Below are 14243 nucleotides of genomic sequence, written 5' to 3' on the forward strand. Positions count from 1 at the left end.
TGAAAGAGCGTGGGCTGCGAGCGCTTCTTCATGCCGTGCAGCGTACCGGCGCCGGGATCGTCGGTCGATCCCGCGCCGGGATTTTTTCACAGCCTCTCACCGCAGCCCGCCACCAGCACCGCCGTGGTGAGAGCCAGGACGATTGCTTTGCCCATCCGCATCGAGGCCTCCTGCAGGGATTGAAGCGCCCCGGTTCTCTCCCCGGGTCGTCGCACCCGCGACAGAGAGCAAGATCCCTGCCCGGGGCGCGGAGCTGCCGCAGGGGGCCCCGAAAGCGGACGTGGTGCGGTCTTCCCCACCTACCGGGACGGGGAGGTGATGATTTTGTCCCCACAGAAATTGTTTTTCCGAGCAGCAACGTTTCGAATGGCTCGGTCCGCTGCGGCGCTACCAGCCTGCGCGCGCCACGGCGACGTCCGGATCGAGGAGGTAGCCGTCGGCGTGCTTGCGGAGGATCCCGCCGAGCCCCATCGCCCGCAGGGTCCGGATCGAGGTGTAGACCCGGGATGCGGCAGCGTCGGGGAGGATTGCCTCCCCCGGCCAGCCGAGGTCGGCGAGGGCCTGCTGCGAGAGCCCTTCGCCCGGGGCCAGGAGCCGCTGCTCGACCAGGGCGAGGAAGATCCGCCGCATCGCCCCGCGCCGCCGCAGGTCGGCGCGGGCGCCGCCGGGGAGCTCGAAGAAGTTGCCGTCCGGCCCGATTCGCAGCGCGGCGCCTGCTTCCGCCGCTGCTCCGGGTTCCCTCCAGGCCGATGCATCGAGGAGGCGAAGCGTCCCGACACCGGCAGCGGTCGCGCCGGAGGGCGACCGCAGCCGCGCGCGCTCCTCGAGCGCGCTGGCACGCCTCGGGTTCCGGCAGCTGCCGGCACCCTGCTGCGCCTGCCGGAGCGCCTGGACGTGGAGCCGCGCCTGCGCCAGCTCGAGGATCCCTTCGAGGAGCGCCGCGCTCTCCGCCGCAGCCGGGTCGTCGAGCACGCCGAGGGACGCCCGCGCCTCCTCGAGGCTCCGCCCTGCACCGGCGCCGTTGTCGAGGAGCGCGTCGGCGACCGCGGCGAAGGTGAGGAGCAGCAGCTGCTCCCGCCCGTCGCCCTTCGCGCGGAGGCCCTCCAGCGCCTCCTCGAGCCGAGACGCTGCGGCGGCAACGCGCTCGCGGAGATCGCCGCGGGAGCCTCGCGATCCGATGCGGTCGAGGACCAGCTTGCGCTGCTGCAGGTGCATCTCGCGGCTCCCCCTCTCGCCTGCGCGCTCGGCCAGCAAGAAGCGAGCCGTAGTGCCTGCACCCCCGGTCGCCGGCCCCTTTCGCCTGCCCAGCCCGTCCCACCCCGTATCGATTCGCCCCGCACCCCATCGAATTTCTGACGCGCTGGCGCTTGCCGCCCCACCTGCCCATCCCCAGCTTCCACCGGTGGAAGAACGCGATCGGGCCCTGGTGGAGCTCGGGCAGGCCCTCCGCTCCAGCGGCTATCACTTCACCACCGTCACCCCTGCCACCCACGAGCGCGTCTTCCGGCGCCGGCAGGAGGAGGCGGCGGATCTCCGCGACGTCTTCGGCTGGAGCCGGCCCTTCCGCGCGGGACTGCTGCCACCGGCGCTCCACCAGCTCCTCGTTCGCGCCGAGGCGCTGCAGCCCCATGGCGCCCTCTTTCGCAGCGCGGTGCGCTTCTCCTCGCTGGGCCCCCACCTCTTCGTCCACGACGGGTGGCCCACCGAGGCGAAGGACGCCGTCTTCTTCGGCCCCGACACCTACCGCTTCGCCTCCTGGCTGCAGCGGCGGGTCGAAGGCTTCGAGCGCCTCTTCGACGTGGGCTGCGGCACAGGAGCCGGCGGCATCGTCCTCGCCCCGCGCGGCGGCAGCGTCGTCCTCGGCGAGGTGAACGCCAGGGCGCTGCGCTTCGCCCGGATCAACGCCGTGCTCGCAGGGGCTGTGGTCGAGCTGCGGGAGAGCGACCTTCTCGCAGGCGTCGAGGGCAGCTTCGATCTCGTCGTCGCCAACCCACCCTACCTGGCCGACGCGCGGGGCCGCTCCTACCGCGATGGTGGCGGCGAGCTCGGAACCGGCCTCGCCGTTCGGATCACCCGCGAAGCGCTGGAGCGGCTGCGCCCCGGCGGCAGGCTCCTCCTCTACGCCGGGGCGCCGGTGGTCGAGGGCGCCGATCGGCTCCGCGCCGCACTCGCGCCCCATCTCGCCGCAGCCGCACACTGGCGCTACGAGGAGCTCGACCCCGACGTCTTCGGCGAGGAGCTCGAGCAGCCTGGATACGCTGCAGTGGAGCGGATCGCCGTGGTGACCCTCGAGGCCGTCGCGCGATAGCCGGGCCCCCCTCCGCGGGGCTGCGGCGTCTTGCGGTGGCGGCAGGGCTCCCCATCTGCAGCGCATGGTTCCCTGGCTTCCTTCCCGGACGGCGGTGCGCTGGCTCGGCCTCCTCGGCGGACCGCTCCTCGCCCTCCTCGTGTTCCTCGCCCTGCCCGAGAGCTTCCGCTCCGCAGCAGGGGAAACGGAGGCGTTCAGCGCGGCGGGACGGGCCTCCGCCGCGCTTGCCGTGTGGATGGCGACGTGGTGGCTCACCCAGGCGATCCACGTCTCCTCCACCGCGCTGCTGCCGCTGGTCTTCCTGCCGCTCACCGGTGTCGCCACGATGAAGGAGGCAGCGGCACCCTATGCCAACCCGCTCATCTTCCTCTTCCTCGGCGGCTTCGTGATCTCGCTCTCGATGCAGCGCTGGGGCCTGCACCTGCGAATCGCCCTCGGCACGCTCGCCATGATCGGCACCAGCCCCGGCCGCGTGATCGCGGGCTTCCTCGCGGTAAGCGCCTTCCTGAGCATGTGGGTCTCGAACACCGCCACCGCGGTGATGATGCTCCCGATCGCCACCAGCGTGATCGCGCGGATGACGGGGACGCAGGAGGCGACGGACTCCGCCGATCCCGGCGCAAGGAACCTCGCGGCGGCGCTGCTGCTCGCGGTGGCCTTCGGCTGCAGCATCGGCGGGGTCGCCACCCTGATCGGGACGCCGCCCAACCTCTTCCTCGCCTCCTATGCGCAGGCGCACCTCGGCACCACGCTCTCCTTCGTCCGCTGGTTCGCCATCGGCCTGCCCATGGCCCTCGTCCTCCTCCCGCTCACGTGGATCGGGCTGCGCTGGAGCTTCCCCATGCCCCACGGCTGGGAGCCCCACGCCGCCACGCTGCACGAGGGGCACCTCGGTCCCCTGGGCCGCGGCGAGAAGGCGACCCTCGCCGTCTTCCTCTGCGCCGTCGCGCTCTGGCTCGGCCAGCCCCTGCTCACCCACGTGTCGATCGGCGGCAGCCGGGTCTTCGCGCGCCTGAGCGATCCCGCGATCGCGATGCTGGCGGCGATGGCACTCTTCGCGATCCCGCTCGATCGCAAGGCGTCGACCTTCGTGATGCGCTGGGAGGACGCAGCCAGGCTTCCGTGGGGGATCCTGCTGCTCTTCGGCGGGGGCCTCAGCCTCTCGGCGGCGCTCGATCGCAACGGCGTGAGCCGCTTTCTCGGCGCGCAGGTCGAGGCGCTCCACGGCGTCCCGCCCTTCCTGCTGGTGGTGGCGGTGACGCTGCTCGTCCTGGTGCTCACCGAGCTGACGAGCAACACCGCCACCGCGGCGACCTTCGTCCCCATCCTCGCGGGGATCGCCGGCGGCCTCCACCTCTCCCCCTGGCTCCTCGTGATCCCGGCGACCCTCGCCGCCAGCTGCGCCTTCATGCTCCCGGTGGCAACGCCGCCCAACGCCGTGGTCTTCGGCTCCGGTCGGATCACGATGGGGCAGATGGTCCGGGCGGGCCTCCTCGTCAACGTCGCCGCTGCGGTGGTGATCCCCGTGATCACCTGGTTCGTCGCCCGCCCGCTCTTCGGCGGATGAACGTTTCCCGACCCTTCGGCGGCGACCTGATCTTTCCTCCACCGCCCGCGGCGTCAGAATCTGCCGAGGAGGGAAGAGACGGTGCTCGATCCGCAGCAGCTCGGCAGCATCCCCTGGCAGACCCGCACCACGGCGCAGGCCCTCGCCGACCTCGAGAGCGGGGAAGCGGGGATCACCGAGGCGGAGGTGCTGCGCCGCCGCGAGCGCTACGGCCCCAACCGTCTCCCCGAGGAGAAGCGCGCCTCCCTCCTGCGGCTCTTCCTCTCCCAATTCGCCAGCCCGCTCATCTACGTGCTCCTCATCGCCGCAGCGGTGGCGATTTGGGCAGGAGAATGGGCCGACGCGCTCTTCATCGGAATCGTTCTCCTCGTCAACGCGGTGATCGGAACCGCACAGGAATCCCACGCGGAGACGAGCGCGCAGGCGCTGCAGCGGATGATGCGGATCAACGCCCGCGTGCTCCGCGACGGCAACGTCCGCCAGCTGGGGGCGGAGGAGCTCGTGCCCGGGGACGTGGTCCTCCTCGAGTCGGGCGAGGCGGTCCCCGCCGATCTCCGCCTCCTCCTCGCCCACGATCTGCGCAGCGACGAGTCGCTCCTCACCGGCGAGTCCATGCCGGTGGAGAAGCGGGCCGACACCCTCTGCGATCCGGACGCCCCCCTCGGCGATCGCTGCAACCTGCTCTTCGCCGGCTCCTCGATCACCCAGGGCCGCGCCCGCGGCCTGGTGGCGAGGACCGGCGCCGCGACCGAGGTGGGCGTCATCTCCGCCTCGCTCGGCGCCGCCCACGACGAGCCCCCACCGCTGGTCCTGCGGCTGCGGCGCTTCAGCTCGATGATCGCCGTCGCCGTCCTCGTCGCGGTGATCCTCCTCTTCGCGGTGCTCGTCGCCAAGGGCGAGCCACTCGTCGAGGTCTTCCTCCTCGGCGTAGCCCTCGCGGTCTCCGCCATCCCCGAAGGTCTCCCGGTGGCGATCACCGTGGCGCTGGCCATCGCCTCCCGGCGGATGGCGAAGCGGAACGTGATCGTGCGCAGGCTTCCCGCCGTCGAGGGCCTCGGCGCCTGCACGCTCATCGCCTCCGACAAGACCGGCACCCTCACCGCCAACGAGCTCACCGCCCGGCGGCTGCGGACACCGGCGGGTGTCGACGTCGAGATCGGCGGCGGTGCGGACACGCGGTTCGGCGCCCTCACCGTCGGCGACGCGCCGGCCCCGCCGGAGATCGTCGCAGCGGTCGATGCCTGCGCGCGCAGCGGCGCGCTCGCCAACGAGGCGCACCTCGAATTCACCGACGATCGGGTGGAGCGCTCCGGCGACGCGGTCGATCTGGGCTTCCTCGTCCTCGCCGCGAAGCGGGGCATGTTCCGCGAGCTGCTCCTCGAGGAGCACGAGCCGATCGACTTCCTCCCCTACGAGCCGGAGCGCAAATACGCAGCCAGCTTCGACCGCGCCGGCGGCGTGCTCCACGCCCACGTCAAGGGCGCCGCCTCCGTGGTCCTTCCGATGTGCGAGGGCGTGGACGAGGCGGCGCAGCTCGCAGCGGAGGAGGAGCTCGCCGCTGCAGGCTACCGGGTCATCGCCCTCGCCGGCGGCCCCGTCGCGGCGGAGGCGGGCTGCGTCCACGAGAATCTGCGGGGCCTGCGCTTCCTCGGGATGGTGGGGCTGATCGATCCGATCCGCCCCGAGGTTCCCGACGCGGTGGAGCGCTGCAAGCAGGCGGGCGTCGACGTCCGCATGGTCACCGGCGATCACCCCGCCACGGGCTTGGCCATAGCGCGCACCATCGGCCTGGGAGCGGGGCCCGCCGCGGCCCTCACCGGCAGGGAGCTGCAGCAGCTCGAAGCCGATCCGGCAGCGCTCGGCAGGCGGGTGGAGGAGGCCCGGGTCTTCGCCCGGATCGAGCCGCAACAGAAGCTCACGATCGTGCGGGCGCTCCAGGAGCAGGGACATTTCGTCGCGGTGACCGGCGACGGTGTCAACGACGCGCCGGCGCTCAACGGCGCCCACATCGGCGTGGCGATGGGACGGAGCGGCACCGACGTCGCCCGCCGCGCCGCCGATCTCATCCTCACCGACGACAACTTCGCCTCGATCGCCAGCGGCATCGAGGAGGGGCGCATCGCCTACGACAACGTGCGCAAGGTCACGTGGCTACTGATCTCCACCGGCGTGGCGGAGGTGCTGCTCTTCTTTCTCGCGATCTTCTTCGACGTTCCGATCCCCTTGAGCCCCGTGCAGCTCCTCTGGCTCAACCTCGTGACCAACGGCGTGCAGCACGTGGCCATCTCCTTCGAGCGGGGAGAGCCCGGCGTGCTGCAACGCAAGCCCCGGCCGCCGCAGCAGGGAATCGTCGATCGCCGCATGATCGAGCAGACGCTGGTCGCCGGGGTCTACATGGCCTGCGTGGGCTTCGGTCTCTTCTACGTGCTCTACGCCATCCTCGGCTGGAGCGCGGTCGAGTCCCGCAACGCGCTGCTGCTGCTCATGGTGCTCTTCGAGAACGCCCACGTCTTCGACGTGCGTTCCGAGCGGATCTCCAGCTTCCGGATCCCGCTGCGCAGCAACTGGCTGGTGCCGGTGAGCATCCTCGGCGCGCACGCGATCCACGTCGCGGCGATGTACACGCCCGGCGTGAACCGCGTCCTCGAGGTGCGGCCGGTCGACCTGCGGACCTGGCTCCTCCTCGTCGGCCTCGGCCTCTCGCTGGTGCTGGTGGTCGATCTCTTCAAGCGGCTGCGGGGCCCTGCCCTCGCCCGGCTGGAAGAGGAGATGCGGGTGGAGGGCGCCAGGCAGCGAGCCGCGTGATCCGGGCAGGGTGGCCGGCGGTGGGCCAACGCCCGCAGGCGCCACCCACCGCCCGGCCGAGCGCAGACTACTGCGCTGCCACCTTGGTCAGCTTCGCCACGGGCACCGGCTCGCCGGCGAGGTTGGCCCGCAGCGCGCCGAGGGGCCCGCCGCCACCACCACCGCCGCCCACGTCGTAGAAGCCGGTGACGAGGTTGGCGGTCCAGCTGGAGCGGGTGCCGTCCTCGTGGATCAGCTCGATCCGCTCGAGGACCCACTCGCCCTCGTCGTAGCCCGGCAGGACGTTGAGCACCGCCTCCCAGGTGGCCACGCCGTCGGCGACGCCGACCTTGCTGAAGTCCGGGCGCAGCTCGACCCAGCCGGTGGTCTCGTCGGCGGGCCGATGGAAGCCCGCCTCGATCCGCGCCACCGACGAGGTGCCCTCCCGGATGCCGAGGGAGAGCTCGGCGACGCCGCCGCTGGTCTCGGTGGGCGTGATCGATGCCGCGGCGAGGTCGGTCGCCACCGGCGCGGCGGTGCCGGTGAACTCGAAGGAGGCGACCGCGACGCCGGTGTCCACCTCGGCGAAGACGTCCTGGTAGGTCCCGTCCACCACCGAGAGATCGGCGTAGTTGTAGGCCACGTCGCTCACGCCGAGCTGGCAGAGCTTCCAGGTGCCGCTCGCGTCGGAGGAGTACATCTCGAAGCTCCCCTCCCAGCTGCCGTCCTGCTGCTGCACGAAGGCGACCTCGCGCCGCACCGCATCGACCGCGAAGAGATCGCAGTCGGAGGTGGAGACGGTGCCGAGGATCGAGCCCACGCCGCTGGCGGCGTCGGTGGCGCCGATCCGGATCGTCGGCGTTGCCCGGCCCGCGTAGGTGGCGGCGCCGAACGCCGCCGAGACGAGCACCGGGCGATCGGTGTCGCCGCTGCCGGGGGTGCGGGTGACGACCGCGGGCGGGATCTGCGTCTCGACCGGATCGAAGGTCGTCTCGTGGTAGTAGAAGAAGGGCTCGGTGGCGCTGCCGTTGTAGGCGCGCTCATTGCCCGCAGCGTCCCGGAGCATGACCATACCCACGTGCCAGGTGGCGCTCTCACGCCACGCGGCGATGGGGAGGCTCCCCTTCCACGCCCCGGTGGTGTCGTCGCGCTCGAGGTTCACATCGAGCCAGCCGGCGTCGCTGCCCAGCCCCGCGAAGACCGACTCCAGCCCGAGTCCCTCGTCACCGGCGCCGATGGTGATCTCGGCCACGTCGTCGGCGAAGGCGATCTGGACGGTCTCGAGCACCGGGAAGGAGAGATCCGGCGTGCGGTTGGTCACCTCGATGGTCGTGACCGGAACCGCCACCGAGTTGCCCAGGTAGGAGTCGACCAGCTCACCCCAGAAGCCCCTGCTGCCCCGCTCGAGCTTGCGGAGGTTGGCGCCTTCCGCAGCGTCGGCCACGACGATCCGCCCCACCCGCCACTCGCCATCCTGGTAGCCCATCGGGATGGAGAGCGCGCCGGCGTAGAGGCAGTTGCTGCGATCGTAGGCGAGGCTGCCCTCGACCCGCTGGTTCTGGCCCAGGTCGCTGAAGAACTCGAGTTCGAGGCTCGCCTCCGCCACGCCGCTCGGATCGACGATCGCCACCAGCGCGTGGAAGGGTGCGTCGCTCTCCACCTGCTCCACGTCGAAGCCGATGGCGCTCACCACCGGCGCGCCCATATCCGCCGCTGCGGCGATGCCGTCGTCGACGAAGAAGCAGGCCTGCACCTCGTCCACCGTCTCGCCGTCGAGATCGAGGCTGCCGGCACCTGCGTCGATCTGCAGCCGGTAGGGCAGGTGCACGAAGAGCTCGGCATCGATGGGCAGCACCGCCTTGCCGTCCTCCACCGCGACCTCGCCGTCGAAGGCGACGAGGCTCCCGTCGGCGGTGGCCAGGTGGACCTGCACCGAGGCGAGATCGCCGTCGAGGCCGATCTCGACGGTCGGCATGCGCTCGCTGCCGGCGTTCTCGAGCTCGTCGTGGAGGATCCTCCCCTCCTCCAGCGCCGCCCCAGCAGCGTCGAGGAGCGAGAGGTCGCCGATGGTCACCGAGCCGAGGCTCGCGCTCCCGGGCGAACCGCCGCTACCGCCCGTTCCACCGGTGCCACCGGTGCCACCGGTTCCGCCGGTCCCACCGGTTCCGCCGGTGCCCCCGCTTCCACCGCTTCCGCCTGTGCCGCCGCCCCCGGCGGGATCGTTGCCGTCGCTGCAGCCAGCAAGCAGGCCGGCGGCGAGAACGCCTGCCAGCACGAAAAGACGCCCCGTGCCCCCACGCTTCGCGTGCATCCGTTCCGTCCTTTCCTCCGTTGCGCATGCAACGGGTGATTTTCGAAAGGAAGAGCGTTTGCACGTCCAACCGTGGGCTCGATAGTGCGGAAATCCGCACGCTTCGAGCGGGTCCAATCCCCCGGAATTCCTCCGGGCCGCTCCGCTCGCGTTCACGCAGGGAGAAGCCGCTCGTCACGCGGGCGGCGGCCCCGCGCGGGTCTTCGGCGCTGGCCCGGCGGGCCATGGGTGCCTACCGCTCCCCCATGGCGATCGATGCACCCCGCGGCCGCATCCCCGTTCTCGGTGAGACCTGGCGGCCCGTCGGCGACAAGGCGTTCCTGGCGGCGGCGTGGATCGTCCCGATCGAATCGGTCCGGGCGCTCGTGCCCCGGGAGCTCGCCATCGCCGCCGTCCTCCCGGGCCGCACCGTGGCCACGGCGTTCCTCGGCGATTACGGCCCCGGATCCACCCTCGAATACCACGAGCTCGGCATCAACCCGGCGCTCGTCCACGTGGGCGGCGTCCCGGCGGTCTGGAACCACACCCTGGTGGTCGACAGCGAGCCGGCGCGGATCGGCGGGGCCCTGGTCGGCGCGCCGAAGCTCCTCCTCCCCTTCGATTGGGAGGAGAGGAAGCGCGGCGGTCGCGTCGAGGGGCGTTGCACCGTGGGGGATCCGGACAGGCCCCTCGTCCACGTCCGCTACCGGCAGGGCCTGCTCCCGGTCCCCTCGCCGCCGATGCGCGCGGCGACGCTGCGGGACGAGCTCCTCCTCGTCTCCACCCAGCAGATGCGCGGCAAGCAGCGCCTCGCGAGGATCCGGTTCGAGGTCCCGGCGGGCAGCCCCCTGGGCTGGCTGCGGGACTTCGGCGATCCGCTCGTCGGCGTCGCCGTCACCGGCATGCGCGGCAGGATGATGGACGCGCCGCGGGTGGCGCGGATCCTCGCCCACCGGGCCTGGCGGCCGCCGCTGCCCGAGGATCTCCACGAGGATCTCCACGAGGAGCAGCCACCTGCCTAACGCATCGGCGGGTTCTCCCCCCAGAGGCCCACCGTTCCCACCCGCGTCGAGCCGCCGTTCTCGGAGGTGAGCGAGACGCCGCCCACCGCTGCGCCGTTCTCGAAGCGCGCGCCGAAGCTCACGCCGCGGTGGACCCAGCCCCGCTCCTCCACCGGAGCAAAGTCGCCCCGCAGCGAACCGAGCGGCACGAAGGCGAGCCACTCATGGGCGGCGGGCCCGGTGGCGTAGAGATCGACGGGAAGTGCCTCGTCGAAGGCGCCGTCGAGGCTGCGGAAGCGGACCACCGCCGGGAAGGTGAGCGCCTGGGGACAGGGGATCTCCACGTCGCCCACCAGCTCCACCGACCGCTCGATGAAGAAGACGCGGTCGGGATCGATCGCCTCGATACCCACCTCGAGGCCCACCGCGGGATCGACCGCGGGATCGTAGCCGTAGAGGAGGCGGTAGCCTGCGCGCACCGGCGCGAGCCGGGCTGCGTCGTCGGCGGAGAAGCCGAGCGGCGCTTCGTGGGGGCCGATGGGGCTGGCGGCGAGGATGCGGCAGCTGGCGGCGAACTGCGGCGGCGGCTCTGCGGCCCCCTCGCCACAGGCGACGGCGGCGAAGAGAAGCGCCGGAAGCGCGCCTTTCGGGATGCTCATGGGGCGCAAGGATCCCCGGCCCGGCGCCTCCATGCAACCTACGAGGCGTCGTCTAGATCGGCGAGCTGCGCCCGCAACTGGCGCAGCTGCCGGCGCCGGAAGATCCAGAGGCCGCCGAGGATCGCGTAGAAGCCGCCGATCCCGATCACCGCACGCATCGGCTCCGCGCGGTAGGTCGACCAGAAATGCGCGAGCTGCCACGGCGCCCAGAGCGCGCCGAGGATCGCAGCGCCCGCGATCGACCGGCCCAGGAAGCGGTTCCAGCGCAGATCCGCCTCCACCCGCCGGCGCAGCACCTCGATCCACGCGGTGGTGGGGGCGTCGCTGCCCCGCAGCGCCGCATGCCGGTTGAGGAAGAGGTAGGTCAGGTAGACGCCGAGAAAGATCGTCGAAGCGAGGCCCAGGGCCACCGTCGGCGGCGCCGGGTTCCGGGAGAGGAGGAAGCCGTACCAGCCGATCACCACGGCTGCAGCCGCCACCTCGATCGCCAGCTTGCGCTGCTGCCTGCGCCGGTAGCGCCGCAGCTCCCCCTCGCGGATCGCTGCCCCGCCCCCGGTGAAATCCGCCTGCCATTCATTCCAATCGCTCATCGTGCCTCCTCCAGCCGCTTGCGCAGCTCCTCGCGCGCCCGGTGGAGGCGCACCGCCACCGCGCCGGCGCTGGCTCCCACCACCTCGCCGATCTCGGCGTGGGAGAAGCCCTCCAGCGCCAGGGCTACCACCTGCCGCGCCGACGGCTGCATCCCCGCCAGCGCCGCCAGCAGCTTGCGGTAGCGCAGCCGCGCCTCCGCCGAGCGCTCGGGATCGGCTTCCGCCGCAGGCGGCAGCTCCGCCTCCTCGAGCGCCACCTGCCGCCGCCGCCCCAGGCTCTGCTTCTGGCCGAGGTTGTGGGCGATGCGGTAGGCGAAGCTCCGCTCGCTGCAGTCGCCGCGGAAGGCCGGCAGCGCGCGCCAGATCGCGAAGACGATCTCCTGGCGCAGGTCCTCCTCCTCCACACGCGAACGGGCGTAGAGGGCGGCGACCCGGCCCAGCCCGGGGCCTTCGTCGCGGAGGATGCGCTGGAGTCGCTCGTCGACCGTCATGTCCCCTACTGTCCGCCGGCGAGCGGAAACCTTACACGGCCTCCGCTGCTTTCCGGCCCCGTGCGCTTAGGATCGGCCTTCTCACCCAAGGAGAAGGAGGACGCATGCCCGAGGTCACTTCGGCGGCGGCGGCGACGCCGGCCCCCCGCGGGTTCACGCTGCGCTGGCTCGATCGGATCGAGCGGATCGGCAACCGCCTGCCCGATCCCCTCACCATCTTCGTGATCCTCGGCGCGGTGGTCCTCGTCGCCTCCTGGCTGGCGGCCGCGGCGGGTGTCTCGGTGCAGCATCCCGGCACCGGGGCGACGATCAGCGCCACCAACCTCCTCTCCGCCGAGGGGCTGCGGCGCATCGCCACCGAGCTCGTCCCCAACTTCGCCGCCTTCCCGCCCCTGGGCACGGTGCTCGTGGCGATGATCGGCATCGGCGTCGCCGAGCGGAGCGGGCTGGTCGCAGCGGCGCTCAAAGGGCTGGTGGCAGCGGTGCCCCAGTCGTTGCTCACCGCCACGCTCGTCTTCGCCGGCGTGATGAGCAGCATGGCAGCGGACGCGGGCTACGTGGTGCTGACGCCGCTGGGAGCGGTGCTCTTCGCCGGGATCGGCCGCCACCCCATCGCCGGCCTCGCCGCAGCCTTCGCCGGCGTATCGGGGGGCTTCTCCGCCAACCTCCTCCTCACCTCGCTCGACCCCCTGCTGGCGGGCCTCACCCAGCCGGCGGCGCGGATCGTCGATCCCGCCTACGTCGTGCAGCCCACCGCCAACTACTACTTCATGCTGGTCTCGGTGGTGCTCGTGGTGGCGGTGGGCACCTTCGTCACCGGCCGCTTCGTCGAGCCCCGACTCGGCACCTGGAGCGGCAACGGCGCGGACGAAGGCGGCGAGGCGAGCCTCGGCACCCTCGAGCCACGGGAGCGGCGCGGCCTCCTCGTCGCGGGTCTCGCCTTCCTCGCGGTGCTCGGGGTGGCGGCGGCGATGACGCTTCCGGCGGACGGCGTGCTCCGCTCGCCATCGGGCGGCCTCGAGCCCTTCTTCTCGAGCCTGGTGCCGCTCATCCTCGTCGCCTTCTTCGTGCCGGGCCTCGCCTACGGCGTGGTGGCCCAGACGATCCGCTCGGACAAGACCGTGGCGAAGATGACCGGCGACACCATGGCGACGATGGGGCCCTACATCGTCCTCGCCTTCGTCGCGGCGCAGTTCGTGGCGTGGTTCGGCTGGAGCAACCTCGGCCTCATCTTCGCCGTGCAGGGGGCGGAGCTCCTGCAGGCGTCGGGGCTCGCCGGGATCGCGCTGCTCATCGGCTTCGTGGCGATCTCCGGGGGGATCAACCTCTTCATCGGCAGCGCCTCGGCGAAGTGGGCGATCATGGCGCCGGTCTTCGTGCCGATGCTCATGCTCCTCGGCTATTCGCCGGAGACGGTGCAGGCGACCTACCGCGTCGGCGACTCGATCACCAACATCATCACGCCGCTCCTGCCCTACTTCCCGATCATCGTCGCCTTCGCGCGGCGCTACGACCCGCAGGCAGGGCTCGGCACGCTGATCTCCGCGATGCTGCCCTACTCGATCGCGCTGGCGATCGCCTGGGTCGTGCTGCTGGTGGTGTGGATCTCGCTGGGCATCCCGCTCGGCCCCGATGCCCCCGTGCACTACCTCCCGCAGGGGCAGGCGTCGTGACCGAAGGGAAAGGGAGGCACGTGATGCGACGGTACGGATGGCTCCTTCTCGCGGCGCTGCTCTCGGCGCCGACGCTGGCCTGCGACACGGAGGACGCCGCAGACGGCACGGGCGGCACGGGCGGCACGGGCGGCGCCGGTGGAACCGGCGGCGTCGGCGGCACCGGAGGCACGGGTGGTACCGGTGGCACCGGCGGGACGGGCGGGACGGGCGGCGCGGTGGGACCGCAGGCCCGGATCCGGGCGATCCACCTGGTCGGCGACGGGCCGGTGCTCGACCTCTACACGAACGACGTCACGCTCCTCGTTCCCGGCCTGGCCTTCGGCGACGGCAGCCCGTACGAGTTCGTCCCCGCTGGCGCCACCACCTTCGCCTTCGTGGAGACCGGCGGCAGCGCCACCGAGCCGCTCGTCGACCTCCAGCTCGGCCTCCTCGAGGAGGGCGTCTACACGGTGGTGGCGGTGGGCTCGGCCCTCAGCGCCGGCGGCGCCGCTTTCCCGGATCAGGTGGAGGAGCTTCCCACGGAGCGGGCGCGGCTGCGCCTCATGCACGCAGCGGACGGCGTCGGAGAGGTCGACATCCTCAAGCTCGCGCCCACGCCCTCGACCCTGGTGAACGACGTCTCCTTCGGCAGCTTCACCGAGCCCTTCGAGATCGAGGCGGCCAGCTACGAGTTCGGCCTCGACACGGACGACGACGGTGTCGCCGACATCGCCTATGCCCCCGTCTCCCTGGAGGCCGCCACCTACTACAACGTCTACGCCGTCACCGACGAGACGGGCTCGCCACTCCTCGTGGTGCAGGCGGAGGACGGGGTGGTCGAGGCAGCCGGCAGCGTCGCCCTCCCCGACTGACGTCCTGGGGCGCCCGGGAGCGGGCA

General features: G+C 72.0%; 11 protein-coding genes. 6 read left to right on the forward strand and 5 right to left on the reverse strand.

Translation table 11 applies throughout. The annotated features are described in order from the left end of the window. Positions 1 to 387 precede the first annotated feature (387 nt). On the reverse strand, positions 388 to 1215 hold the full coding sequence (locus ACESMR_RS10975; protein WP_373047118.1) for a hypothetical protein: 828 nt from the start codon (positions 1213 to 1215) through the stop codon (positions 388 to 390). A 187-nt stretch (positions 1216 to 1402) separates the two neighbouring features. Here ACESMR_RS10975 and ACESMR_RS10980 point away from each other — a divergent pair, with 187 nt between their 5' ends. The 3 genes from ACESMR_RS10980 to ACESMR_RS10990 all read left to right on the forward strand — a co-directional run bounded on the left by ACESMR_RS10980 (position 1403) and on the right by ACESMR_RS10990 (position 6680). Next, on the forward strand, positions 1403 to 2308 hold the full coding sequence (locus tag ACESMR_RS10980; protein ID WP_373047119.1) for a methyltransferase: 906 nt from the start codon (positions 1403 to 1405) through the stop codon (positions 2306 to 2308). Positions 2309 to 2372: 64 nt separating this feature from the next. Beyond that, a complete protein-coding gene (locus ACESMR_RS10985; RefSeq protein ID WP_373047120.1) occupies positions 2373 to 3875 on the forward strand; it encodes an SLC13 family permease in 1503 nt (500 codons plus the stop codon). Between the two features lie 81 nt (positions 3876 to 3956). Next, a complete protein-coding gene (locus ACESMR_RS10990) occupies positions 3957 to 6680 on the forward strand; it encodes a cation-translocating P-type ATPase (protein ID WP_373047121.1) in 2724 nt (907 codons plus the stop codon). Between the two features lie 67 nt (positions 6681 to 6747). Here the strand turns inward: ACESMR_RS10990 and ACESMR_RS10995 are convergent, their stop codons facing one another. After that, complete coding sequence (locus tag ACESMR_RS10995) at positions 6748 to 8970, reverse strand: hypothetical protein (RefSeq protein WP_373047122.1); 2223 nt, start codon at positions 8968 to 8970, stop codon at positions 6748 to 6750. Between the two features lie 245 nt (positions 8971 to 9215). On the opposite strand from ACESMR_RS10995, the gene ACESMR_RS11000 reads away from it, so the two are divergent. Continuing rightward, positions 9216 to 9971, forward strand: coding sequence for an acetoacetate decarboxylase family protein (locus tag ACESMR_RS11000; protein WP_373047123.1), 756 nt, complete (start codon positions 9216 to 9218; stop codon positions 9969 to 9971). Here the strand turns inward: ACESMR_RS11000 and ACESMR_RS11005 are convergent. Genes ACESMR_RS11005 through ACESMR_RS11015 form a run of 3 tightly spaced genes read right to left on the reverse strand, consistent with a single transcriptional unit; the run spans position 9968 to position 11690 of the window. Continuing rightward, entirely contained in the window at positions 9968 to 10609 is a 642-nt protein-coding gene (locus tag ACESMR_RS11005) for a hypothetical protein (protein ID WP_373047124.1), read from the reverse strand. The genes ACESMR_RS11000 and ACESMR_RS11005 overlap by 4 nt on opposite strands. A gap of 38 nt (positions 10610 to 10647) precedes the next feature. Next, on the reverse strand, positions 10648 to 11199 hold the full coding sequence (locus ACESMR_RS11010) for a hypothetical protein (RefSeq protein ID WP_373047125.1): 552 nt from the start codon (positions 11197 to 11199) through the stop codon (positions 10648 to 10650). Continuing rightward, complete coding sequence (locus ACESMR_RS11015; RefSeq protein ID WP_373047126.1) at positions 11196 to 11690, reverse strand: RNA polymerase sigma factor; 495 nt, start codon at positions 11688 to 11690, stop codon at positions 11196 to 11198. Before ACESMR_RS11015 ends, ACESMR_RS11010 begins: the two co-directional genes overlap by 4 nt. A gap of 104 nt (positions 11691 to 11794) precedes the next feature. On the opposite strand from ACESMR_RS11015, the gene ACESMR_RS11020 reads away from it, so the two are divergent. Beyond that, on the forward strand, positions 11795 to 13363 hold the full coding sequence (locus tag ACESMR_RS11020) for an AbgT family transporter (RefSeq protein ID WP_373047127.1): 1569 nt from the start codon (positions 11795 to 11797) through the stop codon (positions 13361 to 13363). Positions 13364 to 13386: 23 nt separating this feature from the next. Beyond that, positions 13387 to 14217: a DUF4397 domain-containing protein gene (locus ACESMR_RS11025; protein ID WP_373047128.1), complete on the forward strand. Its 831-nt coding sequence runs from the start codon at positions 13387 to 13389 to the stop codon at positions 14215 to 14217. Positions 14218 to 14243: the final 26 nt, after the last annotated feature.

It is taken from the genome of Vulgatibacter sp., from assembly GCF_041687135.1.
GTDB lineage: Bacteria > Myxococcota > Myxococcia > Myxococcales > Vulgatibacteraceae > JAWLCN01.

What these genes read in the sequence shown, in the direction of transcription:
- ACESMR_RS10975 (WP_373047118.1), bottom strand. Translation starts at nt 1,215, where the DNA reads ATGCACCTGCAGCAGCGCAAGCTGGTCCTCGACCGCATCGGATCGCGA.
- ACESMR_RS10985 (WP_373047120.1), top strand. Translation starts at nt 2,373, where the DNA reads ATGGTTCCCTGGCTTCCTTCCCGGACGGCGGTGCGCTGGCTCGGCCTC.
- ACESMR_RS10995 (WP_373047122.1), bottom strand. Translation starts at nt 8,970, where the DNA reads ATGCACGCGAAGCGTGGGGGCACGGGGCGTCTTTTCGTGCTGGCAGGC.
- ACESMR_RS11000 (WP_373047123.1), top strand. Translation starts at nt 9,216, where the DNA reads ATGGCGATCGATGCACCCCGCGGCCGCATCCCCGTTCTCGGTGAGACC.
- ACESMR_RS11005 (WP_373047124.1), bottom strand. Translation starts at nt 10,609, where the DNA reads ATGAGCATCCCGAAAGGCGCGCTTCCGGCGCTTCTCTTCGCCGCCGTC.
- ACESMR_RS11010 (WP_373047125.1), bottom strand. Translation starts at nt 11,199, where the DNA reads ATGAGCGATTGGAATGAATGGCAGGCGGATTTCACCGGGGGCGGGGCA.
- ACESMR_RS11015 (WP_373047126.1), bottom strand. Translation starts at nt 11,690, where the DNA reads ATGACGGTCGACGAGCGACTCCAGCGCATCCTCCGCGACGAAGGCCCC.
- ACESMR_RS11020 (WP_373047127.1), top strand. Translation starts at nt 11,795, where the DNA reads ATGCCCGAGGTCACTTCGGCGGCGGCGGCGACGCCGGCCCCCCGCGGG.
- ACESMR_RS11025 (WP_373047128.1), top strand. Translation starts at nt 13,387, where the DNA reads ATGCGACGGTACGGATGGCTCCTTCTCGCGGCGCTGCTCTCGGCGCCG.